Source organism: Streptomyces sp. NPDC059787 (genome assembly GCF_042732315.1).
Classification (GTDB): domain Bacteria; phylum Actinomycetota; class Actinomycetes; order Streptomycetales; family Streptomycetaceae; genus Streptomyces; species Streptomyces atrovirens.
On sequence record NZ_JBHWHX010000039.1, the window covers coordinates 1 to 24,075 of the forward strand.

20 protein-coding genes are annotated in these 24,075 nt (G+C 71.8%); 4 read left to right on the forward strand and 16 right to left on the reverse strand.

Annotated features, from left to right (window positions below; translation table 11 throughout):
• Positions 1-159: 159 nt before the first annotated feature.
• The 16 genes from ACFV5H_RS28835 to rsmH all read right to left on the reverse strand — a co-directional run bounded on the left by ACFV5H_RS28835 (position 160) and on the right by rsmH (position 17,982).
• A complete protein-coding gene (locus tag ACFV5H_RS28835; RefSeq protein ID WP_385058302.1) occupies positions 160-1,398 on the reverse strand; it encodes a DivIVA domain-containing protein in 1,239 nt (412 codons plus the stop codon).
• Positions 1,399-1,450: 52 nt separating this feature from the next.
• Entirely contained in the window at positions 1,451-1,741 is a 291-nt protein-coding gene (locus ACFV5H_RS28840; RefSeq protein WP_004932337.1) for a YggT family protein, read from the reverse strand.
• A gap of 49 nt (positions 1,742-1,790) precedes the next feature.
• Positions 1,791-2,432 carry a cell division protein SepF gene (locus ACFV5H_RS28845; RefSeq protein WP_073936563.1) on the reverse strand — a complete coding sequence of 214 codons (642 nt, stop codon included), beginning with the start codon at positions 2,430-2,432 and terminating at the stop codon, positions 1,791-1,793.
• A gap of 129 nt (positions 2,433-2,561) precedes the next feature.
• Complete coding sequence (locus ACFV5H_RS28850; protein ID WP_385197932.1) at positions 2,562-3,281, reverse strand: YggS family pyridoxal phosphate-dependent enzyme; 720 nt, start codon at positions 3,279-3,281, stop codon at positions 2,562-2,564.
• A 6-nt stretch (positions 3,282-3,287) separates the two neighbouring features.
• Positions 3,288-4,016 carry a peptidoglycan editing factor PgeF gene (gene pgeF, locus ACFV5H_RS28855; RefSeq protein WP_385058306.1) on the reverse strand — a complete coding sequence of 243 codons (729 nt, stop codon included), beginning with the start codon at positions 4,014-4,016 and terminating at the stop codon, positions 3,288-3,290.
• The gene (ftsZ, locus tag ACFV5H_RS28860; protein WP_385058308.1) at positions 4,013-5,206 is read right to left on the reverse strand and encodes a cell division protein FtsZ; all 1,194 of its coding nucleotides are present in this window, start codon (positions 5,204-5,206) and stop codon (positions 4,013-4,015) included. Before ftsZ ends, pgeF begins: the two co-directional genes overlap by 4 nt.
• A gap of 288 nt (positions 5,207-5,494) precedes the next feature.
• Positions 5,495-6,292 (reverse strand): cell division protein FtsQ/DivIB, encoded by a 798-nt coding sequence (locus ACFV5H_RS28865; protein ID WP_385197934.1) that lies wholly within the window; start codon positions 6,290-6,292, stop codon positions 5,495-5,497.
• Between the two features lie 25 nt (positions 6,293-6,317).
• Positions 6,318-7,412: an undecaprenyldiphospho-muramoylpentapeptide beta-N-acetylglucosaminyltransferase gene (gene murG, locus ACFV5H_RS28870; protein ID WP_385058311.1), complete on the reverse strand. Its 1,095-nt coding sequence runs from the start codon at positions 7,410-7,412 to the stop codon at positions 6,318-6,320.
• Positions 7,413-7,418: 6 nt separating this feature from the next.
• Positions 7,419-8,771, reverse strand: a complete 1,353-nt coding sequence (ftsW, locus tag ACFV5H_RS28875; RefSeq protein WP_385058312.1) for a putative lipid II flippase FtsW — start codon at positions 8,769-8,771, stop codon at positions 7,419-7,421.
• 74 nt (positions 8,772-8,845) lie between these two features.
• Positions 8,846-10,264, reverse strand: coding sequence for a UDP-N-acetylmuramoyl-L-alanine--D-glutamate ligase (murD, locus tag ACFV5H_RS28880; protein ID WP_385058314.1), 1,419 nt, complete (start codon positions 10,262-10,264; stop codon positions 8,846-8,848).
• Positions 10,246-11,319 (reverse strand): phospho-N-acetylmuramoyl-pentapeptide-transferase, encoded by a 1,074-nt coding sequence (gene mraY / locus ACFV5H_RS28885; protein WP_030820598.1) that lies wholly within the window; start codon positions 11,317-11,319, stop codon positions 10,246-10,248. The genes murD and mraY overlap by 19 nt, the downstream gene beginning before the upstream one ends.
• Positions 11,316-12,731: a UDP-N-acetylmuramoyl-tripeptide--D-alanyl-D-alanine ligase gene (gene murF / locus ACFV5H_RS28890; protein ID WP_385058316.1), complete on the reverse strand. Its 1,416-nt coding sequence runs from the start codon at positions 12,729-12,731 to the stop codon at positions 11,316-11,318. The genes mraY and murF overlap by 4 nt, the downstream gene beginning before the upstream one ends.
• Positions 12,732-12,735: 4 nt before the next feature.
• Positions 12,736-14,256 carry a UDP-N-acetylmuramoyl-L-alanyl-D-glutamate--2,6-diaminopimelate ligase gene (locus tag ACFV5H_RS28895; RefSeq protein ID WP_385058318.1) on the reverse strand — a complete coding sequence of 507 codons (1,521 nt, stop codon included), beginning with the start codon at positions 14,254-14,256 and terminating at the stop codon, positions 12,736-12,738.
• A 224-nt stretch (positions 14,257-14,480) separates the two neighbouring features.
• Positions 14,481-16,430 (reverse strand): peptidoglycan D,D-transpeptidase FtsI family protein, encoded by a 1,950-nt coding sequence (locus ACFV5H_RS28900; protein ID WP_385197936.1) that lies wholly within the window; start codon positions 16,428-16,430, stop codon positions 14,481-14,483.
• 5 nt (positions 16,431-16,435) lie between these two features.
• Complete coding sequence (locus ACFV5H_RS28905) at positions 16,436-16,921, reverse strand: septum formation initiator family protein (RefSeq protein ID WP_385054027.1); 486 nt, start codon at positions 16,919-16,921, stop codon at positions 16,436-16,438.
• 89 nt (positions 16,922-17,010) lie between these two features.
• Entirely contained in the window at positions 17,011-17,982 is a 972-nt protein-coding gene (gene rsmH / locus ACFV5H_RS28910; protein ID WP_385197938.1) for a 16S rRNA (cytosine(1402)-N(4))-methyltransferase RsmH, read from the reverse strand.
• Between the two features lie 466 nt (positions 17,983-18,448).
• Here rsmH and ACFV5H_RS28915 point away from each other — a divergent pair, with 466 nt between their 5' ends.
• The 4 genes from ACFV5H_RS28915 (at position 18,449) to ACFV5H_RS28930 (ending at position 24,049) form a co-directional block, all read left to right on the forward strand.
• On the forward strand, positions 18,449-18,997 hold the full coding sequence (locus tag ACFV5H_RS28915) for a beta-class carbonic anhydrase (RefSeq protein WP_385054023.1): 549 nt from the start codon (positions 18,449-18,451) through the stop codon (positions 18,995-18,997).
• Positions 18,998-19,257: 260 nt separating this feature from the next.
• Entirely contained in the window at positions 19,258-20,289 is a 1,032-nt protein-coding gene (locus tag ACFV5H_RS28920; RefSeq protein WP_385197940.1) for an AAA family ATPase, read from the forward strand.
• Positions 20,289-21,662, forward strand: a complete 1,374-nt coding sequence (locus tag ACFV5H_RS28925) for a DUF58 domain-containing protein (RefSeq protein WP_385054018.1) — start codon at positions 20,289-20,291, stop codon at positions 21,660-21,662. Before ACFV5H_RS28920 ends, ACFV5H_RS28925 begins: the two co-directional genes overlap by 1 nt.
• A gap of 47 nt (positions 21,663-21,709) precedes the next feature.
• A complete protein-coding gene (locus ACFV5H_RS28930) occupies positions 21,710-24,049 on the forward strand; it encodes a DUF3488 and DUF4129 domain-containing transglutaminase family protein (RefSeq protein ID WP_385197969.1) in 2,340 nt (779 codons plus the stop codon).
• Positions 24,050-24,075 lie beyond the last annotated feature (26 nt).

Consider the following 24,075-nt stretch of genomic DNA (forward strand, 5'->3'; position numbering starts at 1 on the left):
CTTCGGCGTTGCGTACGTCGGACACCGCACCCAGGCCCGAACAAACGCCGCACCCCCGTGGACACGCGTAGCGAAAGGGCGGGGCCCCGGGTCCGTGAACCCGGGGCCCCGCCCCTGAACGCTGCCGACCGCTACGCCGTACTCATGGCCGGGAGGCCGTCAGTTGTCGTCCTCGTCGATCAGGAAGCCGCGCATCGGCGAGGGAGCCTGGCCCATCGGCGACGGGCCCTGCGGACGTACCGGCGCCATCGGCTGGGTCATCGCCGGCTGCATCTGCTGCTGACCGCCACCGTAGGACGGGCCGCCCTGACCGCCGGGAGGGCCACCCATCGTCTGGTTGCCGCCGTAGGACGGCGCACCGGCACCGGCGGGGGCCATCGAGGGCGCCGGGGACGGCGGCAGCGACGGCGCGGAGCCGGCGGGCTGGCGCGGCGGGGCGAGCGAGTCGTCCGCCTGGGTCTCCAGCTGGCGCAGCTGCGACTCCAGGTAGGACTTCAGCCGCGTGCGGTACTCGCGCTCGAAGCCGCGCAGGTCCTCGACCTTGCGCTCCAGCGTGGCGCGGGCGGACTCCAGGGAGCCCATCGCGACGCGGTGCTTCTCCTGCGCGTCCCGCTCCAGGGCGTCCGCCTTGGCACGGGCGTCCCGCTCGAGACCCTCGGCACGCGAACGCGCCTCGCCCACGATCTTGTTGGCCTCGGAACGGGCCTCCGCGATCGCCTGGTCCGCGGTCTGCTGGGCCAGCGACAGGACGCGCGCGGCGCTGTCACCACCGGGGCCGCCCTGACCGGGCATACCCGGGCCGCCCTGACCGGGCATACCGGGGCCGCCCATGGGACCGCCCATCGGGCCGCCGTGGCCCATCTGCCCCTGCATCGGACCGCCCTGGCCCATCGGGCCGCCCTGGCCCATCGGCCCGGGACCCTGACCCATCGGTCCAGGACCCTGGCCCATCGGCCCGGGACCCTGACCCATGGGGCCGGGACCCTGCGGGCCGCCCTGTCCGCCGGGGCCGGCGGGCAGCTGAGGAGCACCGCTCGGCAGCTGGGGCGGACCACCCATGGGGCCACCCATCTGCTGCTGCGGCGGGCCCGATATGCCGGCGGGCACCGGAGCGCCGGGACCTCGCATGCCCTGCTGGGGCATGCCCTGGGGCGGTCCCTGCTGTTGCTGCTGCTGGTCCTGAGGCTCAGGAGGCTTGCGCATGTTCTGCTGGTTCTGGGCAGCGGCGCGCGTGGCCGCGGCCAGTTTGGCGCGCAGGTCCTCGTTCTCGCGGAGCAGGCGCGTCAGTTCGGCTTCGACCTCGTCGAGGAAGGCATCGACCTCGTCCTCGTCATAGCCTTCTCGGAGGCGGACGGTCGTGAACTGCTTGTTCCGCACGTCCTCGGGGGTCAACGGCATCTCTTCACCTCAACGTAGTCATCGGCAGTCGGCAAGACCGTATCGTCCACAGTCACCTCGCGAGATTGCCCACGATTGAGATCAGGATGTAGACGATGATCATCAGTACGAAGAAGGACAGGTCTAGCGCCACGCCCCCGAGACGCAGCGGCGGGATGAACCGCCGCAGAAGCTTCAGCGGTGGATCGGTGACAGTGTAAGTGGCCTCCAGGACGACCACCATCGCCTTGCCGGGTTGCCATGAGCGGGCGAACTGGAACACATAATCCATGACCAAACGGAAGATCAGCACGATGAGGAACACCATCAGCGCGATGTAGATCACCTGCGCGAACACGCTCATGGCCTGCTTTTCCCTCTCCCCTGTACCGCTCTTGATCCGGTCCTGCGTCTCAGCTCTGGTTGAAGAACCCGCCCTCTGCGATGCGGGCCTTGTCCTCCGCCGTGACATCGACGTTAGCAGGCGACAACAAGAACACCTTCTGCGTCACCCGCTCGATGCTGCCGTGAAGACCGAACACCAAACCGGCCGCGAAGTCGACAAGTCGCTTCGCGTCCGTGTCGTCCATCTCGGTCAAGTTCATGATCACCGGCGTGCCCTCACGGAAGTGTTCCCCGATGGTACGGGCCTCGTTGTAGGTCCGGGGGTGAAGCGTGGTGATCCGGTAAGGCTCTCGTTCCGACACGACCTTGGGCATGATCACCGGTGCGTTCTTCTCCAGGCTGGCGCGTTCTTGTGTGATGGATGCCACGGGCGCGATCCGCGCCGGGCGGGGCGATTCCGCGGGGAGCGAAGCGGATCGGGCGATCGGTTCGCGCGGCGCGGGAGGATGGACGACTCGTACCTCTTCGTCCCTTTGGGGCTGGTGTGAGACGTGTGGCTGGTGGGACGGCTCGTGCCGCCGGTGGTCCCGCTCGGGCTCCGGGTCGAGTTCGGGTTCGAAGTCGTCGTCTGGGTCGAATCCGCGGCCGTCGTACCCATCGTCCTCCACGAGGCCGAGGTAGACCGCCATCTTGCGCATCGCGCCGGCCATGCTCCTAGTCCTCCGCTCTGTGGTGGATCCGCTGACGACCGCCAAGTGCCCGCGATCCACTAGGTCTTTACGTCCGCTGTTCGGCGGAACTGACCATATTTTCTGCTGTGGTCCGACTTCTTGGCGACGTTACCCGAGCCCGGGGCGGACTCCGAGTACCGCACTGCCGACGCGCACATGTGTCGCTCCGGCGGCCACGGCCTGTTCGAGGTCCGCACTCATCCCTGCCGAGACCATGTTCGCAGTCGGATGGGTCCGGCGCAGGTCGGTCGACAAATCCATCAACCGCTCGAAGGCCGCCCGTTCGCGTCCCGCGTACTCCCCGGCGAGCGGGGCGACGGTCATCAGTCCGCCGAGCCGCAGCCCCTCGGACCGCGCGACCAGGTCGGCCAACTCCGCGACACCGGCGGGCGCCACACCTCCGCGCTCCCCCCGGCCGCTCGCGTCGGCGTCGAGCGCCACCTGGATCAGACAGCCGATCTCGCGCCCGGCCCGCACGGCCTCCCCGGAGAGGGCCGTCACCAACCGGGAACGGTCGACGGACTGCACGAAATCGGCGTAACCCACCACAGAACGCACCTTGTTGGTCTGAAGTTGACCGACGAAGTGCCAGGTAAGGGGCAGATCCGCACATTCGGCCGCCTTGGGGGCGGCGTCCTGGTCCCGGTTCTCGGCCACATGACGCACCCCGAGTCCGGACAGGATCCGCACATCGTCCGCGGGGTAGGTCTTGGTGACCACGATCAGGGTCACCTCGTCCCGCCCGCGTCCGGCGGCGGCGCACGCCGCGGCGATCCGCTCTTCCACTCTCGCCAGGTTCGCGGCGAGTTCGTCCCTACGGTCCGTCATGCCCCATCAGTCCAGCCACACATAGCCCGCGAGCCGTCCGGTGGTGCGGTCGCGGCGGTACGAGAAGTGATCAGCCGACTCCAGCGTGCACACCGGCGACTGCTCCCGGTCGCGCACCCCGAGCCGTTCGAGCTGCGCGTGCACACCCGCGGCCACGTCGACCGCCGGTGTTCCCCGGCTCGTGGTGGCGTGCGCCGCCGGTTCGACGGCGGCCACCTCGTCGCGCATCGCCTCCGGCACCTCGTAGCACCGGCCGCAGACGGCGGGTCCGGTGCGGGCGACGATCCGCGTGGGGTCGGCGCCGAGTTCCGTCATGGCCCGTACGGCGGCGGGGACGACCCCGGCGGTCATGCCGGGCCGGCCCGCGTGGGCCGCGGCCACGACGCCGGCGACCGGGTCGGCGAGCAGGACCGGCACGCAGTCGGCGGTGAGCACCGCGAGGGCCAGTCCGCGCCGCGCGGTGACGATCGCGTCGACCTCGGGGACCGGACGGTCGCCCCAGGGCTCGTCGGCCACGACCGCGTCGGCCCCGTGCACCTGGTTCATCCAGACCACCCGGGCCGGGTCCACGCCGAGCGACTTGGCGGCCAGTTCGCGGTTGACGCGTACGGCGCCGGGGTCGTCGCCGACCGCCCCGCCGAGGTTGAGCTCCTCGTACGGAGCGGCGCTCACCCCGCCCCACCGGTCGGTGAAGGCGAAGTGCGCGCCGCTCACGCTCTCGCGCCGTCCTATCACTTCAGGAAGTCCGGTACGTCCAGTTCCTCGACCGGGCTGTCGTAGGTCCGCGACGGCGGGACCGGCGGCTGGACGACCGGGATGTCGCGCACCGGCTCCGGCGCCGGCGGCTCCGGGTCCTCCTTCGGCGTGACGCTGCCGAGCGAGCCGAAGGACGGGCGGCTCTCCGGCTGCCGCGCCGGGGCGGGCTCCTCGCGCTTGGCCGAGGACGACCCGAGGACGTTGTCCCGCTTGGCGGGCGGCTGGCCGCCGTCGAAGCCGGCCGCGATCACGGTGACCCGGACCTCGTCGCCGAGGGCGTCGTCGATCACCGCGCCGAAGATGATGTTGGCCTCGGGGTGGGCGGCCTCGCTGACCAGCTGGGCGGCCTCGTTGATCTCGAACAGACCGAGGTCGGAGCCGCCGGAGATGGAGAGCAGCACACCGCGGGCGCCGTCGATGGAGGCTTCGAGCAGCGGCGAGGAGATGGCCATCTCGGCGGCGGCCACCGCGCGGTCGTCGCCGCGGGCCGAGCCGATGCCCATGAGGGCCGAACCGGCCTCGGACATGACCGACTTGACGTCGGCGAAGTCCAGGTTGATCAGGCCGGGCGTGGTGATGAGGTCGGTGATGCCCTGGACACCGGAGAGCAGCACCTGGTCCGCCGACTTGAAGGCGTCGAGAACCGACACCTGGCGGTCCGAGATGGACAGCAGCCGGTCGTTCGGGATCACGATGAGGGTGTCGACCTCTTCGCGGAGCTCGGCGATGCCGTCCTCGGCCTGGTTCGCGCGACGCCGTCCCTCGAAGGTGAACGGGCGCGTGACCACGCCGATGGTGAGGGCACCGAGCGAGCGGGCGATGTTGGCCACGACGGGCGCGCCGCCGGTGCCGGTGCCGCCGCCCTCGCCGGCCGTCACGAAGACCATGTCGGCCCCCTTGAGGACCTCCTCGATCTCCTCGCGGTGGTCCTCCGCGGCCTTGCGGCCGACGGCCGGGTTGGCTCCGGCGCCGAGTCCGCGGGTGAGTTCACGGCCGACGTCGAGCTTGACGTCGGCGTCGCTCATCAACAGGGCTTGCGCGTCGGTGTTGATGGCGATGAACTCGACGCCCTTGAGACCGACCTCGATCATCCGGTTGATGGCATTGACACCACCGCCGCCGACACCGATGACTTTGATGACTGCGAGGTAGTTCTGCGGTGCTGCCACGTCGAAGGCCTCTCGCCTCGAGTTACGTGTCGCCCGACCGCTGAGGCACTGATGCCCCCGCGACCCGACGACTGATGCCGAATGGGACGGTCCGTAGCGCCGACCCGAACCCTAACGTTGAAGTTTAGGGTTACCAGTGTGTCCGTTCCCTGGAGTCTTCTGAACAGGACACTAAGTCGACAAGTGGCGCCCGTTCAACGAACACGCCGAACCTCCCGTTTTTCTTTTCACCCTATGTGATCAGCCGTAGCGCTGCCCAACCAGGGTGCTGGCCTGCGCTGATGTGCGTCAACTCCCCGCTGACGCCGGGGCTGTGGGCACGCTGACGTCGAAGTGCCGCGCGCCGGGCTCCGCTTTCATCAGTGCGGTGAGGGTACGGCTCTTCTCGGCGCCCTTCTCACTGCTTCCCCAGTCGACGGTACGGCCGTCCGCCAGTTCCAGCGAGATGTCGTCGTAGGAACGGACCTTGACGCTGCGGGTGGCGTGCGCCACGGAGGCCGGGACCGCGCCGGCCACCCGCACCGCCTCCCGGGTCAGCCGGTCCTCGTCGAAGCGACGCAGGCTCGCCGCCGCGGAACCGCTCCTGGAAACGGTCAGTTTCAGCGCGGGTACCCCTTCGGGAGCCTTGGAAACCGTGGCGAACCGGACGCCTTCCTCGTCCACTTCGATGTATTTCCCGCCTTTGTGGACGAGGAGGACAGCGGTGCGTTCCGTCACTTTCAGTGTGATCCCACTCGGCCAGGAACGGACCACATCAACCGTGTCGATCCGGGGCAATGCCTCGGAAAGCCGTGCCTCGATCGCGTCGGTGTCGACGGAGACCAGCTGTTCCCCGAGGGGGACGTCGGCGGCCTCGCGCACCTCCGTGGGGGTCAGGACCCGGGTCCCCGACACCGCTACGCGCTCCACGCGCACCAGGTCCGACCCGTACAGCAGCCAGAAAGCCCCGCTGCCGAGGAACACCAGGACGACGGCCGATGCGATGATCCGACGAACCTGCCGTCGTCCGAACCGCCGGACGGACGGCGGCGGGCCGGACGACTCCCGCTTGCGTTCACCACGCTCGGCGGTGGTCGATCCGGCCATGTTGCCTGCCCTCCGTCATACGCCTCTAGCGGTGCGCACGGGCTGCGATCGCCTCGTACACCATGCCGACGAGCAGGTCGTCGGCGTCCCTGCGGCCGAACTCGGCGGCGGCGCGGGACATCTCGTACAGCCGGTGCGGGTCGGCGAGCACGGGCAGGACGTTCTGCTGCACCCACTCGGGCGTCAGCTCCGCGTCGTCGACCAGCAGTCCGCCGCCGGCCTTGACCACCGGCTGGGCGTTGAGCCGCTGTTCGCCGTTGCCGATGGGCAGCGGGACGTAGGCGGCCGGGAGCCCGACGGCGGAGAGTTCGGCGACGGTCATCGCGCCCGCGCGGCAGAGCATCATGTCGGCCGCCGCGTACGCGAGGTCCATCCGGTCCAGGTAACTTACCGGGATGTAGGGGGGCATGCCCGGCATCTGGTGCACCTGCGGCAGTTCGTTCTTCGGGCCGACCGCGTGCAGGATCTGGATCCCGGCCTGCTGGAGCCACGGAGCGACCTGCTGGACCACCTCGTTGAGCCGGCGGGCGCCCTGTGAGCCGCCGGAGACCAGCAGGGTGGGCAGATTGGGGTCGAGGCCGAACGCGGCGCGGGCCTCGGGGCGTACGGCGGCCCGGTCCAGGGTGGAGATGGAGCGGCGCAGCGGGATGCCGATGTAACGGGCGCCCCGCAGCTTGCTGTCGGGCGTGGAGACGGCGACCTGGGCGGCGTACCGGGAGCCGATCTTGTTGGCCAGTCCGGGCCGGGCGTTGGCCTCGTGGATCACGATCGGCACACCGAGCCGCTTGGCCGCGAGGTAGCCGGGCAGGGCGACGTAGCCGCCGAAGCCGACCACGGCGTCCGCCTTGGTGCGCTCCAGGATCTGCTCGGCCGCCTTGATGGTGCCGCGCAGCCGGCCCGGGACGGTGATCAGCTCGGGGGTGGGCTTGCGCGGCAGCGGTACGGCGGGGATCAGCGCCAGTTCGTACCCGCGCTCGGGTACGAGACGGGTCTCCAGGCCGCGTTCCGTGCCCAGGGCCGTGATGCCCACGGTCGGATCCTGCCTGCGCAGGGCGTCCGCGAGGGCGAGCGCGGGCTCGATGTGGCCCGCGGTTCCTCCGCCGGCGAGTACGACATGCACCGAAATTCACCGCTCTCCGGACGAACGCGCCACCGGGGCGCGCCGTCGCATCGTGTTCCATCTGCGGGGCCGCTGTGAACCCCCGTTCCGCTTTCTACCAAAGCGGGGTTGCCGCATGGCAAGCGCCATCCGTGCAGCGGGGTCCTCACGCGCGAAGGCGATCAGCAGCCCGATGGCGAACATGGTCGGCAGCAGGGCGGATCCTCCGTAGGAGAACAGCGGGAGCGGGACTCCGGCGATCGGCAGCAGACCGAGCACCGCACCGATGTTGATCACGGCCTGGGCCGTGATCCAGGTGGTCACGCCTCCCGCGGCATACCTGACGAAGGGGTCCTCCGTGCGTCCGGCCACGCGGATACCCGCATAGCCTAGAGCCGCGAACAGGGCGAGCACCGACAGTGTCCCCGCCAGGCCCAGTTCCTCACCGGTGATGGCGAAGATGAAGTCCGTGTGGGCTTCGGGCAGTTGGCCCCATTTCTCCACGCTCGCACCGAGACCGGAACCAAAAATTCCGCCGGAGGCGAGGGCGTAGATCCCGTGCACCGCCTGCCAGCAGTCGACCGGCCCCGTCTGGGGCTCGGTGGCGCCGAGGCAGGTGAGCCGGGCCATGCGGTTGGGGCTGGTGCGGATGAGGATCGCGCCGAGCAGCGCGGCGATCGACAGCACGCCGACGAACAGCCGGGTCGGCGCCCCCGCCAGCCACAGCAGGCCGAAGAGGACCGCCGTCAGGATGATCGCCGTACCCATGTCGCCGCCGAGCATGATCAGCCCGAGCAGCATGAAGGCGGCCGGGACGAGCGGCACCAGCATGTGCTTCCACTGGGACAGCAGCCGCTTGTCCTGCTTGCGGGCGAGCAGATCCGCGCCCCACAGCACCAGCGCGAGTTTCCCGAACTCGCTGGGCTGGAGCTGGAAGGAGCCACCGAGGGCGATCCAGTTCTGGTTGCCGTTGACCGCGACCCCGATCCCCGGCACCTGCACCAGGGCCATCAGGACGACGGCGCCCGCGAGGATCGGGTAGGCCAGGGCGCGGTGCAGCTTCACCGGCATCCTGGAGGCCGCCAGCAGCAGTACGCAGCCGATCCCGGCGGCCAGGAGCTGCTTGCGGAAGAAGTAGGAGCCCGGCAGCGACATCTGCAGCGCCGTGATCTGGGAGGCCGAGTAGACCATCACCAGCCCCAGCACGGTGATCAGCGCGCTGCCGCCGAGGATCAGGTAGTACGCGGTCAGCGGCCGGTCCCAGGCCCTGCGCGCCCGGGTGACCAGGGTGCGGACGGGGTTCTCGCGCGGGGGCCCGGGTACGACGGGTCCGCGTACGGCCCGCCGCACGGGCGGGCGGCCGGTACGGCTACCGGGCATCCTGGCCTCCGCTGTACGCCGTCGACGGTCCCACGCGTCCCTCCCAAGGTCGCCCGGCGCCAGGCGGGCCGGGGTCAGGCGCCGAGCTCGCGCACCGCCTGTGCGAACGCGTCACCGCGCTTGTTGTAGTTGGCGAACATGTCCATCGAGGCGCAGGCCGGGGCCAGCAGCACCGTGTCGCCGGGCCGGGCGAGCCGCCGCGCCTCCTGGACGGCCCGGAGCATCGCCCCAGTGTCGGTCCGGTCGAGGTCGACGACGGGTACTTCCGGGGCGTGTCGCGCGAGGGCTTCGCGGATCAGGGCACGGTCCCGGCCGATCAGTACGGCACCGCGCAGCCGCTTCGCCGAGCCGGCGACCAGTTCGTCGAAGGTGGCGCCCTTGGCGAGCCCGCCGGCGATCCACACGATCGACTCGTAGGCCGCCAACGAGGCTTCGGCGGCATGGGTGTTGGTGGCCTTGGAGTCGTCGACGTACGCGACCCCGTCCACGTCGGCGACGTGCGCGATGCGGTGGGCGTCCGGGGTGAAGGCCCGCAGGCCGTCCCGTACGGCGCTCGCGGGCACCCCGTAGGCCCGCGCGAGGGCCGCCGCGGCAAGGGCGTTGGCGATGTTGTGCGGGGCGGGCGGGGTGACGTCGGAGACCTCGGCGAGCTCCTGGGCGTTCTTCTGCCGGTTCTCGACGAAGGCGCGGTCGACCAGGATGCCCTCCACGACGCCGAGTTGGGAGGGACCGGGCGTGCCCAGGGTGAAGCCGACGGCGCGGCAGCCCTCCTCGACGTCGGCCTCGCGGACCAGGTCCTCGGTGGCCTTGTCGGCCATGTTGTAGACGCAGGCGACGCGGTTGCCCTCGTAGACACGGCCCTTGTCCCTGGCGTACGCCTCCATGGAGCCGTGCCAGTCGAGGTGGTCGGGGGCGAGGTTGAGCACGGCCGCCGAGTGGGCGCGCAGGGACGGCGCCCAGTGGAGCTGGTAGCTGGACAGCTCCACGGCGAGCACGTCGTACTGCTCCTCGCCGAGCACGGCGTCCAGGAGCGAGACACCGATGTTGCCGACGGCGGCGGTGCGCAGGCCCGCCGCCTTCAGGATGGAGGCGAGCATCTGGACGGTCGTGGTCTTGCCGTTGGTGCCGGTGACCGCGAGCCAGGGGGCCGCGCCGGGCTTCCTGAGCCGCCAGGCGAGTTCGACGTCGCCCCACACCGGCACCCCGGCCGCGTCCGCCGCCGCGAACAGCGGCTTGTCCGGCTTCCAGCCGGGGGCCGTGACGATCAGCTCGGTGCCTTCCGGCAGGGTCGCCCCGTCACCGAGGCGGACGGTGACGCCGAGCGCCTCCAGTTCGGCGGCCTGCTCACGGGCGCGCGGGTCGTCCCCGTCGTTGACGACGGTGACCTCCGCGCCGAGCCCGTGCAGCACCTTGGCCGCCGGGACACCGGAGACGCCGAGTCCGGCGACGGTGACGTTCTTCCCCTGCCAGTCGGTCACTTGTCCGCTGCCCATCCCGCGTAGAAGAGGCCCAGTCCGACGATCACACAGATGCCCTGGATGATCCAGAAGCGGACCACCACAAGGACTTCGGACCAGCCTTTGAGTTCGAAGTGGTGCTGGAGCGGCGCCATCCGGAAGACCCGCTTCCCGGTGAGCTTGAACGAGCCGACCTGGATGACCACCGACATGGTGATGAGGACGAACAGACCGCCCAGGATGGCCAGCAGCAGCTCGGTGCGGGAGCAGATCGCGAGACCCGCGAGCACACCGCCGAGCGCCAGCGAACCGGTGTCGCCCATGAAGATCTTGGCCGGGGAGGTGTTCCACCACAGGAAGCCGAGGCAGGAACCCATCAGCGCGGAGGCGACGACCGCGAGGTCCAGCGGGTCGCGCACCTCGTAGCAGGCGCCCGGGTTGGTCAGCGTCTCGCCGTTGGCGCAGGACTCCTGGAACTGCCAGACGCCGATGAAGGTGTAGGCGCCGAAGACGAGCACGGAGGCGCCGGTGGCGAGACCGTCCAGACCGTCGGTCAGGTTCACGCCGTTCGACATCGCCAGGATCATGAACAGCGCCCAGACGACGAACAGCACCGGACCGATGGTCCAGCCGAAGTCCGTGATGAACGACAGCTTCGTGGAGGCCGGGGTCTGTCCGCGGGAGTCCGCGAACTGCAGCGAGAGCACCGCGAAGGCGATACCGACGATGAGCTGGCCGGCCATCTTCGCCTTGGCCCGCAGACCCAGCGAACGCCGCTTGACGATCTTGATGTAGTCGTCCAGGAAGCCGACCAGACCCATGCCGACCATCAGGCCCAGCACCAGCACGCCCGAGTACCTCGGCGGCTCGCCGCTGATCACCTTGCTGAGGAAGTACGCGGCGACCGTCGCCAGGATGAAGGCGATACCGCCCATCGTCGGCGTACCGCGCTTGCTGGCGTGCTCGCGCGGGCCGTCGTCACGGATGTACTGCCCGTACCCCTTGCGCGCGAGCAGCTTGATCAGCAGCGGGGTGCCGATCAGCGTCAGGAAGAGGCCAATGACTCCTGCGAACAGGATCTGATTCATCATCGGGCGGAGACCTCACCCTCGGCACCGGTCTCGAGCAGCGCCTGCGCCACGCTCTCGAGCCCGACCGAACGGGACGCCTTCACGAGTACGACATCCCCCGGGCGCAATTGGCTGCGCAACAGGTCGACCGCCGCCTGTGCGTCGGACACGTGCACCGACTCCTCACCCCACGAACCCTCGTTATATGCGCCCAGTTGCAGCCAGGCGGCTTCCCTGCCCCCGACCGCGACGAGCTTGCTGACGTTGAGCCGGACGGCGAGCCGTCCGACCGCGTCGTGCTCGGCGAGCGCCTCGTCCCCGAGCTCGGCCATCTTGCCGAGCACCGCCCACGTACGGCGTCCCTTGCCCATGGCCGCCAGCGCGCGCAGCGCTGCCTTCATGGACTCGGGGTTCGCGTTGTAGGCGTCGTTGACGACCGTCACGCCGTCCGGGCGCTCGGTGACCTCCATCCGCCAGCGGGAGAGGGAGCCCGCCTCGGAGAGCGCGGTGGCGATCTCGTCTGCGGACATGCCCAACTCGTGGGCGACGGCGGCCGCGGCGAGCGCGTTCGACACGTGATGCTCACCGTACAGGCGCATGGTCACATCGGATGCACCGGAGGGTGTGTGAAGCCTGAAGGAAGGCTGTCCGCTGTCCGTGAGTCGCACGTTCTCGGCACGAACGTCCGCTTCGTCGGACTCTCCGAAAAGGATCACCTTCGCCTTCGTACGGGACGCCATGGCCCGTACGAGGGGGTCGTCCGCGTTGAGGATCGCGGCGCCGCCCTCCTCGGCCGGGGGCAGGGCCTCCACCAACTCGCCCTTGGCCTGGGCGATCTGCTCCCGGCCGCCGAACTCGCCGATGTGGGCGGAGCCGACGTTCAGGACCAGTCCGACCTTCGGGGGCGTCAGACCGGTGAGGTATCGGATGTGGCCGATTCCGCGCGCTCCCATCTCCAGCACGAGGAACTTCGTCTCCTCGGTGGCGGTGAGCGCGGTGAGCGGCAGGCCGATCTCGTTGTTGAGCGAGCCGGGGGTGAAGACGGTCGGTGCCTTGCGCCGCAGGACCTGGGCGATGAGGTCCTTGGTGCTGGTCTTGCCGGCCGAGCCGGTGAGCGCGACGAGGGTGGTGCCGAGCCGGCCGACGACGTGCCGGGCGAGGGCACCGAGAGCCGTCTGGACGTCCGCCACGACGATCGCGGGAACCCCGACGGGCCGGGAGGCGAGCACGGCGACCGCGCCCGCCTCGACGACCTGCGCCGCGAAGTCGTGGCCGTCCACGCGCTCGCCCGCGAAGGCGACGAACAGGCTGCCCGGACCCGCCTCCCGCGAGTCCCGGACGACCGGTCCGGTGACCCGGACGGACGGGTCCGGTATGTCGTGCGTCTGCCCGCCGACGACTTCTGCGATCTCGGCGAGGGAGAGGGCGATCACAAGTTCATCCCTGGGTTTTCTTGATGGCTTCCCGAAGCACCTGGCGGTCGTCGAAGGGACGCACCACCCCGGCGATGTCCTGCCCCTGCTCATGGCCCTTGCCGGCGACCAGCACCGTGTCGCCGGGCCGCGCCCGTGCGACGGCGGCGGCGATCGCGGCGGCCCGGTCCTCGAAGACCTGCACCTCGCCGCGCTCGTGGGCGGGCACGGAGGCGGCGCCGTGGAGCATGGTGGCGAGGATCGCGAGGGGGTCCTCGGAGCGGGGGTTGTCGGAGGTCAGTACGGCGGTGTCGGCGAGCCGCGCGGCGGCGGCGCCCATGGGCATCCGCTTGGTCACGTCGCGGTCGCCGCCGCAGCCCAGCACGACGTGCACCCGGCCCTCGGTGACCTTGCGCAGGGCACGGAGCACCGATTCCACGGCGTCGGTCTTGTGGGCGTAGTCCACCACCGCGAGGTACGGCTGTCCGGCGTCCACGCGCTCCAGCCGGCCCGGCACGCCCGGTACGGCGGCGACGCCGTCGGCGGCGGCCTGCGGGTCCAGTCCGGCGGCGGCGAGGGCGACGATCGCGGCGAGGGTGTTGGCCACGTTGAAGGGCCCCGGCAGCGGCGACCTGGCGCCGATCCGCTCCCCCTCGGGGCCGATCACGGTGAACGTCGAGTCCATCGGGCCGACCTCGACGTCCTCGGCGCGCCAGTCGGCGTCGGGGTGGCCCTCGGCCGAGTAGGTGACGACCGGGACACCGGCCTCCTTGGCGAGCCGGCGGCCGTACTCGTCGTCCACGTTGACCACGCCGAGCCGGCTGCGCTCCGGCGTGAACAGCTGTGCCTTGGCCCGGAAGTAGTCCTCCATGTCGGAGTGGAACTCCATGTGTTCCGGGCTGAGGTTGGTGAAGACGGCGACGTCGAAGACGCAGCCGTCGACCCGGCCGAGGACCAGGGCGTGGCTGGAGACCTCCATGGCGACCGCGTCGGTGCCGCGCTCGCGCATGACGGCGAACAGGGCCTGGAGGTCGGTGGCCTCGGGCGTGGTGCGCTCGGACTTGATGCGCTCGTCGCCGATGCGCATCTCGACGGTGCCGATCAGTCCCGTGCTGTGGACGGTCCTCAGGCCGCCCTCGACGAGGTAGGCGGTGGTGGTCTTGCCGGAGGTGCCGGTGATGCCGAGCTGGAGCAGCTCGCGGCCCGGACGGCCGTAGATGGTGGCCGCCAGCTCGCCCATCCTCGCGCGCGGGTCGTCGACCACCAGCGCCGGCAGTCCGGCCGCGGCGACACGCTCGGCGCCGGACGGGTCGGTCAGCACGGCGACCGCGCCGAGGCCGGCGGCCTGGGTGACGAAGTCGGCGCCGTGGGCGCGGGCGCCCGGGAGGGCGGCGTACAGGTCGCCGGGGCGGACGGCGCGCGAGTCATGGGTGATGCCCGTGACGTCGGCGGTCTGTTCCGGCGCGGGGGCACCCAGCTGACCGGCGAGTTCCGCGAGAGGTGTGGCGGAGACCTGAACCGGACGGGGCGGTCCCGGATATGTCACGGGGTGGCCCTTCTGGGTGGTTTGGGACTGATCAGCGTGTGGCACGGCGGTGAGCGTACCGGGCGTACCGGCTCGGGAGGAAAAGAGGGGCCCGCGCTCAGCGCGGTCCGGCAGGGGTGGTGGTGGGCGACGGGTGGGCGAGGGGCGGGGGCCGCCCTGGTTCCCGGGGTCGGGGGTGATCGTCGTCACGGGGTGGTTCCTGGTGGCTCGGTACTCGGTACGGTTCAGGGTTTGAAGGTGACCGGGAGGTCGGCGGGGTCGGCGCCGGTCGGCGGCACCTGAAGGGTCTTCAGAGCGAACTCCATGACCTGCTTGTACACGGGTCCGCAGATCTGGCCGCCGAAGTAGCTGCCCTCGGTGGCGTTCTGGATGGCGCAGTAGACGGTGATCCTGGGCTTGTCGGCGGGCGCGAAGCCGGCGAAGGACGAGGTGTAGCCGTGATATCTGCCGGTGGCCGGATCCACGCGGTTCGCCGTACCCGTCTTCCCCGCGACCCGGTAGCCCGGGATGCGCGCCCTGGTGCCGGTGCCCTCCTCGTCGTCGACGACCGACTCCAGCATCCGGGCGAGCGTCTTCGCCGTCTTCTCGCTGACGACCCTGGTCCTCTCGGGCTCCGGGGCGGGGGTGAAGCGCCCGTCGGGGCCCGTGGAGCCGCGTACGAGGGTGGGTTCCACGCGGACGCCGCCGTTGGCGATGGTCGAGTAGACGGACGCGGCCTGCATGGCGTTCACGGAGACGCCCTGGCCGAAAGGAATCGTGTACTGCTGCGAGGTGGACCACTCGTCCGGCGGGGCGAGGATGCCCTTGGTCTCACCGGGGAAGCCGATCCCGGTGTGGCTGCCGAGGCCGAACTTGCGCAGGTACTCGTAGAGGACCTTGTTGGCCTGCGCCTGGGTCCTGCCGAGCTGGCCGGTGGCGAGGATGGTGCCGATGTTGCTGGACTTGGCGAGTACGCCGTTGAGCGTCAGGTACCAGGTCGGGTGGTCGATGTCGTCCTTGAAGAGCCGGTCGCCGCGGTGCAGCCGGTTGGGCACGACGACGTGGGTGGCGGGGGTGGCGGCGTTCTCCTCGAGGACCGCCGCCATGGAGAGCACCTTGGCGGTGGAGCCGGGTTCGAAGGCGTCCTGGACGGCCGCGTTGCCGAGCGCGTCCGGGTCGGCCTCGGAGAGGTCGCCCGGGTCGAAGCCGGGCGCGTTGGCCATCGCGAGGACCTCGCCGGTGCGGGTGTCCTGGACGATGACGTAACCGCGGTCGGCCGCGGACTCCTTCACCTGCTCGCTGATGGCGTTCTGCGCGGCCCACTGGATGTCGCGGTCGATGGTGAGCTCGACGTCGTCGCCGGGCACGGCCGGGGTCTCGGTGGAGCCCGCGGTCGGGACGAGACGGCCGCCGGACTGGGCGTAGCGGATCTTGCCGTCCTCGCCGGCCAGCCGCTCGTTCAGCTGGAGCTCGATGCCGCCGCCGCCCTTGCCCTCGGCGTTGACCCAGCCCAGTATCCCGGCGGCGAGCTCGCTGTTGGGGTACACCCGCTTGCTGGTGGGCACCGAGAAGACGCCGGCCAGGACGTTGGCGGTGGACTCGTCGGTCCCGGCCTTCTTGGCGAGCGCGGCCTTCAGGTCCTTGATCTGCTTCCAGGTCTGCGGGGTCTGGCGGCCGGCCAGTTTGACGTAGCGCAGGGCCTTGTTCTCCGGGCGCAGCTTCCCGACCAGCTCGTCCTGGTCCTGGCCGAGGATCGGCGCGAGGAGGGCGGCGGCCTGCTCGGGGCCGTCGGCGATCTCCAGCTCGTCCGGGGCGAACATCGTGGGGTCGGCCGTGATGTCGTAGGCGTCCTCGGTGGTCGCCAGGGACACGCCGTGGCGGTCGGTGATCCCGCCGCGCTCGGCCTCCAGCACCTGGCCGACGTAGCGGTTGCGGTCGGCCTTGGCGGCGTAGGTGCTCGCGTCGACGGCCTGCACCTGGAACAGGCGTACGACGAAGGCGAGCAGGACCAGGGTCAGGACGACGCCGATCAGACGCAGCCGGGGGCGGGGGCTGCCCAGCCGGATGGCCTTCGGGGGCGCGGGGCGGGGCCCCGCGGGCCTGCGGGCCGGGCGGGCGCCGGGCCCTGGACGCTGTCCGGCGGCCGGGCGGGCGGGGCCGGGCACCCGGCGGCGGGGCGGTTCCCTGTCGGACACTTCCGTCACCTGCCGGGGGTCGATGAGGAGGAGGGCGTGGAGGCGGTGGGCGGCGGGACCGTCGCGGCGGCCGGCGCCTCGGGCGCGAGGACCAGGGGCGCCCGGGCGGCGGAGGCGGCACCGGGTACGCCCTTGACCTTGCCGTCGGGGCCGAGGAAGGCGGGGTCGCCGCCGGGCACCATGCCGAGTTCGCGGGCGCGGCGCTGAAGGGCGTCGGGGGCGGAGTAGGCGTCGATGTCCCGCTGCAGGGCCTGTTCCTCGTCGGTGAGGTTCTTGGTCTCCCGCTGGAGGTCGTCGAGCTGGAACGCGCCCTCGCTGAGGGCGGAGTTCAGCACCAGGAGGCCGATCAGACCGCCGCCGAGGAGGGTGACGACGAGGAGGACGAAGGGGGTGCGCGCCGCCTGGGCGCGCCCGGTGGGCAGGAGATGCGTGAGCCGGGCCGCCCGCCCCTTCAGCTCGGGCCGCCCCTTCAGTTCGGGTTTCCTACTCACTCACGCTCCCCTGAGTTCGCTTTTCCCACCCGTCCGCCCGGCCGCCCGTCACCCGCCTCGTGCGCCGTCCGTGCCTCACCGTCCGTGTCTCACCCGTCCGTGCCTCGATCGACGTCCTCCCGGATCCGCTCGGCGCCGCGCAGCCGCGCGGGGGCCGCGCGCCGGTTCTCGGCGATCTCCTCCTCGGTGGGAAGTTCGGCACCGCGCGTGAGCAGCTTGAGCCGGGGCTGGTACTGCTCGGGGACGACCGGGAGGCCGGGCGGGGCGGTGGTGGCGGCGCCGGCCGCGAACACCTGCTTGACGAGCCGGTCCTCCAGGGAGTGGTACGACAGCACGGCGATCCGTCCGCCGACGTCGAGGGCCTTCACGGCCGCGGGGATCGCCCGCTCCAGCACCGACAGCTCGCCGTTGACCTCGATCCGCAGGGCCTGGAAGGTGCGCTTGGCCGGGTTGCCGCCGGTGCGCTTGGCGGCCTGCGGCAGCGCGTCGCGGATCAGCTCGACCAGGCGGGCGCTGTTGGTGAACGGCTCCTTCTCTCGTTCGCGCACGATCGCGGAGACGATGCGCTTGGCCTGCTTCTCCTCGCCGTAGGCGCGCAGGATGCGGACGAGTTCGCCGGGCGGGTAGGTGTTGAGGACCTCGGCGGCGCTGACGCCGGTCGTCTGGTCCATGCGCATGTCGAGGGGGGCGTCCTGGGCGTAGGCGAAGCCGCGGCCGGCCTCGTCGAGCTGCATGGAGGACACCCCGAGGTCGAACAGGACGCCCCGCACGCGCGGGAGCCCGAGCCGGTCGAGGACGTCGGGGAGCTCGTCGTAGACGGCGTGCACCAGGGTGGCCCGCTCGCCGTAGGGCGCGAGCCGCTCACCGGACAGGCGCAGCGCCTCCTTGTCGCGGTCCAGGGCGACGAGCCGCGCCTCGGGGAACCGCCGGAGCAGGGCCTCGCTGTGGCCGCCGAGCCCGAGGGTGCAGTCGACCACCACCGCTCCCGGCCGCTCCAGGGCGGGCGCCAACAGGTCCAGGCACCGCTGGAGCATCACCGGGACGTGTCGACTCCGTCCCACCCGTCGCCCGCCACCACCCTCATGCGGAAGCGCTTCGCGCCCTTTCACTGTGGCCCTCTCAAGTCCGGCACGGCGCTCACGCACCGCCGGGTTCCCGCCCTCCCCGGTGAGGGGCGGCCGACGCCGTCAGGCGCAGGCCGGGCGGCGGCGGGAGGAGGCCGGGCCGTACGTGCGCGCCGCGCACGCGGGGGGATCCACCCGATCGTCGCCGGGGGATCCGGGAAAGTCAGTGCGGCGGGTGCTCTCGCCTCCCGCTTCGCGCCACTTTAGTCCACGGTCCCGCCCGGTCAATCAACCGGCCTGCGCGTCGCGGCCCGCGCGGCGGGTCAAGGGGCGGATCGGACACATCACCCGTAGGAGGGGGCCCACACCACCCCTGTGGGTTACCTCACACCAAGGCTCGCTGACGTTCTTTGTCACCTCTCACAACGGGCCCGATGCCCAGGTGACCAGTAACGTCATGGGTATGACGACTTCCGCATCGGTTCCCACCGGCCCCCAGAACGCCACCTCCGGCCACGGCACGGTCACCGACCGTCTGGTCGACGCCAACCAGCAGTACGCGGCCGCCTTCACCGACCCCGGCATGGACGCCCGCCCGGTCCTGAACGTCGCCGTGGTGGCCTGTATGGACGCCCGCCTCGACCTGCACGCCGCGCTGGGCCTGTCGCTCGGCGACTGTCACACCATCCGCAACGCGGGCGGTGTCGTCACCGACGACGTGATCCGCTCGCTGACCATCAGCCAGCGCGCCCTGGGCACCCGCAGCGTGGTCCTCATCCACCACACCGGCTGCGGTCTGGAGTCCCTCACCGAGGAGTTCCGGCACGACCTGGAGATGGAGGTGGGCCAGCGTCCCGGCTGGGCCGTGGAGGCCTTCCGGGACGTGGACCAGGACGTACGGCAGTCGATGCAGCGCGTGCGGACCTCGCCGTTCCTGCTGCACACCGACGACGTGCGCGGCTTCGTCTTCGACGTGAAGTCGGGCCGGCTGCGCGAGATCGACCCCGCCTGACCTGGCCGCCCGCCCCGGAGGGAACCCGGACTCCGGGCCCCGTGCGACGTCGTAAGACCTGACATATCGCTGTCAGTTGTCCACAGGCGAGTGACACGAATCGGTAACGGCGGCAACAATGCGGGAGTGGTGTCACGCGGAACTTTTCCCGCGTGGTGTCCGTGATTCGGGGTGGGCCGGTCCGCACAGCAAGGCGTCGGCCCGGGACATTTGGGGCCCCCGCTCCTTGGGGAGCGCGGGGAAGGGCCGAGGAGGGCCGGGTGACGACCTATGACGATCGAGCGAGCCTCACTGATCTGACCGCCGTGGTGGAGCGCGTGCGGAGTTCGGTGGAAGGCGTGATCGAGGGAAAGCCCGAGGTCGTACGGCTCTCGCTGACCGTGTTGCTCGCCGAGGGACATCTGCTCATCGAGGATGTCCCGGGAGTCGGCAAGACGATGCTGGCCAAGGCACTGGCGCGGTCCATCGACTGCTCGGTGCGGCGGATCCAGTTCACGCCGGACCTGCTGCCCTCGGACATCACCGGCGTGCCCATCTGGGACCAGCAGCGCCGCGACTTCGAGTTCAAGCCGGGCGCCATCTTCGCGCAGGTGGTGATCGGCGACGAGATCAACCGCGCGTCGCCGAAGACGCAGTCCGCGCTGCTGGAGTCGATGGAGGAGCGCCAGGTCACCATCGACGGCAAGACCTACGAACTGCCCAGCCCGTTCATGGTCGTGGCGACGCAGAACCCGGTCGAGATGGAGGGCACCTACCCGCTGCCGGAGGCCCAGCGCGACCGTTTCATGGCCCGCGTCTCGGTCGGCTACCCGAGCGCGGAGGCCGAGCTGCAGATGCTGGACGTGCACGGCGGCGTCTCCCCGCTGGAGGACCTCCAGCCGGTGGCGCACGCGCACGAGATCCTGAAGCTGATCGAGGCGGTGCGCGACGTGTACGTGGCCGAACCGATCCGCCGGTACGTGGTGGACCTGGTCGCCGCCACCCGCACACACCCCGATCTCAGACTCGGCGCCTCACCGCGCGCGACCCTGCATCTGCTGCGCGCGGCGAAGGCGTCGGCGGCCCTCGGCGGCCGGGACTACGCGCTGCCGGACGATGTGCAGGCGCTCGCCGCGGCCGTCCTCGCCCACCGGCTGCTGCCCACCGCCCAGGCCCAGCTCAACCGCCGCACCTCCGAGCAGGTGGTGCAGGAGATCCTCCAGCGCACCCCGGTGCCCGCGGACGCCCCGCGGCAGAGCGGCCTCGGCCGCGGCGGGCCGGGCTACGGCCAGCAGCCGCCCCGGAGGCTGTGATGACGACCGCGGGCCCCGCCGCGGGCACGGTCCAGACGGAGGGCGACCGGGGCGACCGGAGCGGCCTCAGGACGGCCCTGGCGGGTCTCACCACCCGCGGGCGCTCCTTCCTGGCCGCCGGTGTGGCCGCCGCGATCTGCGCGTACGTGCTCGGGCAGAGCGATCTGCTGCGGGTCGGGCTGCTGCTGGCGGTGCTGCCGCTGGTGTGCGCGGCCGTGCTCTACCGCACCCGCTACCGGGTCGCCGGCAGCCGCCGGCTCTCCCCCGGCCGGGTGCCCGCCGGCTCCGAGGCGCGGGTGCACCTGCGGATGGAGAACGTCTCGCGGCTGCCCACGGGCCTGCTGATGCTCCAGGACCGGGTGCCGTACGTGCTCGGCCCGCGCCCGCGGTTCGTGCTGGACCGGGTGGAGGCGGGCGGGCGCCGCGAGGTGTCCTACCGGGTCCGCTCCGATCTGCGCGGCCGCTATCCGCTGGGTCCGCTGCAGCTGCGGCTGTCCGACCCGTTCGGGATGTGCGAGCTGACCCGGTCCTTCTCCACGTACGACACGCTGACGGTGATCCCGCGCGTGGAGCCGCTGCCGCCGGTCCGGCTGAGCGGCGAGGCGAAGGGGTACGGCGACGGGCGGCAGCGCGCGCTGGCGCTGGCCGGCGAGGACGACGTGATCCCGCGCGGCTACCGCTACGGCGACGACCTGCGCCGGGTGCACTGGCGCTCCACCGCCCGCTACGGCGAGCTGATGGTGCGCCGCGAGGAACAGCCGCAGCGCGCCCGGTGCACGGTGCTCCTCGACACCCGGGCCGTCGCCTACGCGGGCGCCGGACCGGACTCGGCGTTCGAGTGGGCGGTGTCCGGCGCGGCCTCCGTGCTGGTGCACATGCTGGAACGGGGTTTCTCGGTGCGGCTGCTGACCGACACCGGCACCTCGGTGCCCGGCGAGGGCTCCGACGGGTTCGCGGGGGCGAACCAGGAGTCGGCGGACGCGGCCGGGCTGATGATGGACACCCTCGCCGTGGTGGACCACTCCGACGAGGAGGGCCTGTCCCGCGCCTACGACGTGCTGCGCGGCGGGAACGAGGGGCTGCTGGTCGCCTTCCTCGGCGACCTGGACGAGGAGCAGGCCGCGGTGCTCGCCCGGATGCGGCAGCGCGGCGGAGGCGCACTCGCCTTCCTGCTGGACAGCGGGACCTGGCTGCGGGAACCGGCCGAGGTGCCCGGCGCGTCGGACCGGCGCGGGGAGCGGCTGCGGATGCTGCGCGAGGCGGGCTGGACGGCGCTGGGCGTGCCGCCGGGCGCCTCGCTGGACGAGCTGTGGCGGCAGGCGGACCGGGAGCGTTCGGGCCTGGCCGCGGCGAGCGGTGGGGAGGGACCGTGATCAGCGGACGGGCGAGGCTGACGCTGTGCGCGTGGGCGGCCACACTGATGGCGGCGTGCGCCCTGCTGCCGCTGGTCGACCCGGCGACCTGGATCCTCCAGGCGGCGTTTCTGCTGGCGGTGCAGTCGGGCGTGGGCGCGGCGGCCCGGCGGGTGCCGCTGGCGCGTCCGCTGACGGTGGCGGCGCAGTTCCTGGTGACGCTGGTGCTGCTGACCCTGATGTTCGCGCGTGAGCACGCCCTCGCCGGGCTGGTACCCGGCCCCGACGCCATCCGCTTCTTCGCCGAGCTGCTGGAGCAGGGCGGCGACGACGTCAGCCGGTACGCGATCCCGGCGCCGCTGTCCGACGGCATCCGGCTGATGCTGGTCGGCGGCGTGCTGGTGATCGGGCTGCTGGTGGACACCCTCGCGGTGACCTTCCGCAGCGCGGCCCCGGCCGGGCTGCCGCTGCTCGCCCTGTACTCGGTGGCCGCGGGGCTGGCCGACAACGGCATCGACTGGCTGTGGTTCCTGCTGGCGGCGGCCGGCTATCTGATGCTGCTGCTCGCCGAGGGCCGGGACCGGCTCTCCCAGTGGGGGCGCGTGTTCGGCGGGGCGCCCGGTCCGGGCGGGGACTCGCCCGGCGCCGTCGCACCTGTGCGCACCGGGCGGCGGATCGGCGCGGTCGCGCTGGGCATCGCCCTGGTGGTGCCGCTCGCCCTGCCCGCGATGAACGGCGGTCTGCTGGGCCCCGCCGGTACGGGGGTCGGCTCGGGCTCCGGCGGGGGCGGCACCATCTCCGCGGTGAACCCGCTGGTGTCGCTGCGCGACTCGCTGAACCAGGACGAGGACCGCCAGGTCATGTCGGTGCGCTCCGAGATGACGGACGTGTCGGACCTGTATCTGCGGATCGTGTCCCTGGACGACTTCGACGGCACCACGTGGAAGCCGTCGAAGCGGTCCATCACCACCGTCCCCGACGGCACGTTCCCGACCCCGCCGGGCCTCGGCCCCGAGATCGCGCGCACGGAGATCGGCACGACGATCTCGACCGCCGACTCGTACGGCCAGGACTGGCTGCCGATGCCGTACCCGCCGAGCGGGGTGAGCATCCGGGGCAACTGGCGCTACGAACCCGTCGGCATGACACTGGTCGGCGACCACGGGCAGAACACGCGCGGTCTGACGTACGAGGTGCGCAGCCTCCATGTGCGGCCCACGGCGGAGCAGCTGGCCGGCGCGCCGCAGCCGCCGCCCGCGCTGAAGCGCGAGTACACCGAGCTGCCGGACTCGCTGCCTGCCGTGGTGTCCCGCACCGCCCGCGAGGTCACCGAGGGCGCGACCAGCGCCTACGACCAGGCGGTCAAGCTCCAGGAGTACTTCACGCTGTACGGCGGCTTCGAGTACGACACCGAGGTCGACGTCGGCAGCGGCTCGCAGGCGATCGCCCGCTTCCTGCGGGACAAGCAGGGCTTCTGCGTGCACTTCTCCTTCGCGATGGCGTCGATGGCGCGTTCGCTGGGCATACCGGCGCGGGTCGCGGTGGGCTTCGCGCCCGGCACCCGGCAGCCGGACGACACGATCGCGGTCACGCTGCGGGACGCGCACGCCTGGCCCGAGCTGTACTTCGAGGGTGTGGGCTGGACCCGGTTCGAGCCGACCCCGACCCGTGGTTCGACGCCGTCGTACACCGTGCAGGACACCGCGGAGAACACGGTGCCCGATCCCGCCCGGCCCTCGCAGACCGCGTCCGCGGAGCCGTCGGCGGAGCCCTCGGAGAGCGAGAGCTGCACGGCGGAGCGGCGGAAGCTGGGGGCGTGCGAGAGCGAGTCGCCGCAGGCGGCTCTGCCCGCGGGCGGTGACGGGCCGAAGTGGTACGCGCTGCTGGGGTGGGTGCTGGCCGGTCTCGTGGTGCTGGTGCTGCCGCTGTCGCCGATGCTGTGGCGGGTGAGGACCCGGGCGGTGCGGCTGGGCGGGCACGGCCGGTCGGAGGCGGAGGCGGTGCCGTACGTCCTGGCCGTCTGGGACGAGCTGACCGACACGGCGTGGGACTACGGCATCGCGCCGGACGAGTCGCTGACCCCGCGCGGGGCGGCGGACCGGATCGTGCGGCTGGGCCGGCTCGGTCCGGGTGCGGCGGCGTCGGTGCACCGGGTGGCCGATGCGGTGGAGCAGGTCCTGTACGCGCCTCGGCCGCGGCCGGTGGTGGGGCTGGCGGACGAGGTGCGGGGAGTTGCCGCGGGGCTGCGGGCCTCGGCCGGCGGCCGGCGGGTGCGGGTGCGGGCGGTGTTCGCTCCGCGGTCGAGTGTGCGGGCGGTGTGGGCGGTGTCGGCATGGTGGGCCGGGGTGCGGCAACGGGTGCTGTCACTCCGCCCGACCTGGCGCGGGCCGTCACGACAGCAGGGCTGAGCCCCACCGCCCGCCCACCACGGGCC

What these genes read in the sequence shown, in the direction of transcription:
- ACFV5H_RS28835 (WP_385058302.1), bottom strand. Translation starts at nt 1,398, where the DNA reads ATGCCGTTGACCCCCGAGGACGTGCGGAACAAGCAGTTCACGACCGTC.
- ACFV5H_RS28840 (WP_004932337.1), bottom strand. Translation starts at nt 1,741, where the DNA reads ATGAGCGTGTTCGCGCAGGTGATCTACATCGCGCTGATGGTGTTCCTC.
- ACFV5H_RS28845 (WP_073936563.1), bottom strand. Translation starts at nt 2,432, where the DNA reads ATGGCCGGCGCGATGCGCAAGATGGCGGTCTACCTCGGCCTCGTGGAG.
- ACFV5H_RS28850 (WP_385197932.1), bottom strand. Translation starts at nt 3,281, where the DNA reads ATGACGGACCGTAGGGACGAACTCGCCGCGAACCTGGCGAGAGTGGAA.
- ACFV5H_RS28865 (WP_385197934.1), bottom strand. Translation starts at nt 6,292, where the DNA reads ATGGCCGGATCGACCACCGCCGAGCGTGGTGAACGCAAGCGGGAGTCG.
- ftsW (WP_385058312.1), bottom strand. Translation starts at nt 8,771, where the DNA reads ATGCCCGGTAGCCGTACCGGCCGCCCGCCCGTGCGGCGGGCCGTACGC.
- murD (WP_385058314.1), bottom strand. Translation starts at nt 10,264, where the DNA reads ATGGGCAGCGGACAAGTGACCGACTGGCAGGGGAAGAACGTCACCGTC.
- mraY (WP_030820598.1), bottom strand. Translation starts at nt 11,319, where the DNA reads ATGATGAATCAGATCCTGTTCGCAGGAGTCATTGGCCTCTTCCTGACG.
- ACFV5H_RS28915 (WP_385054023.1), top strand. Translation starts at nt 18,449, where the DNA reads ATGACGACTTCCGCATCGGTTCCCACCGGCCCCCAGAACGCCACCTCC.
- ACFV5H_RS28925 (WP_385054018.1), top strand. Translation starts at nt 20,289, where the DNA reads ATGACGACCGCGGGCCCCGCCGCGGGCACGGTCCAGACGGAGGGCGAC.
- ACFV5H_RS28930 (WP_385197969.1), top strand. Translation starts at nt 21,710, where the DNA reads ATGGCGGCGTGCGCCCTGCTGCCGCTGGTCGACCCGGCGACCTGGATC.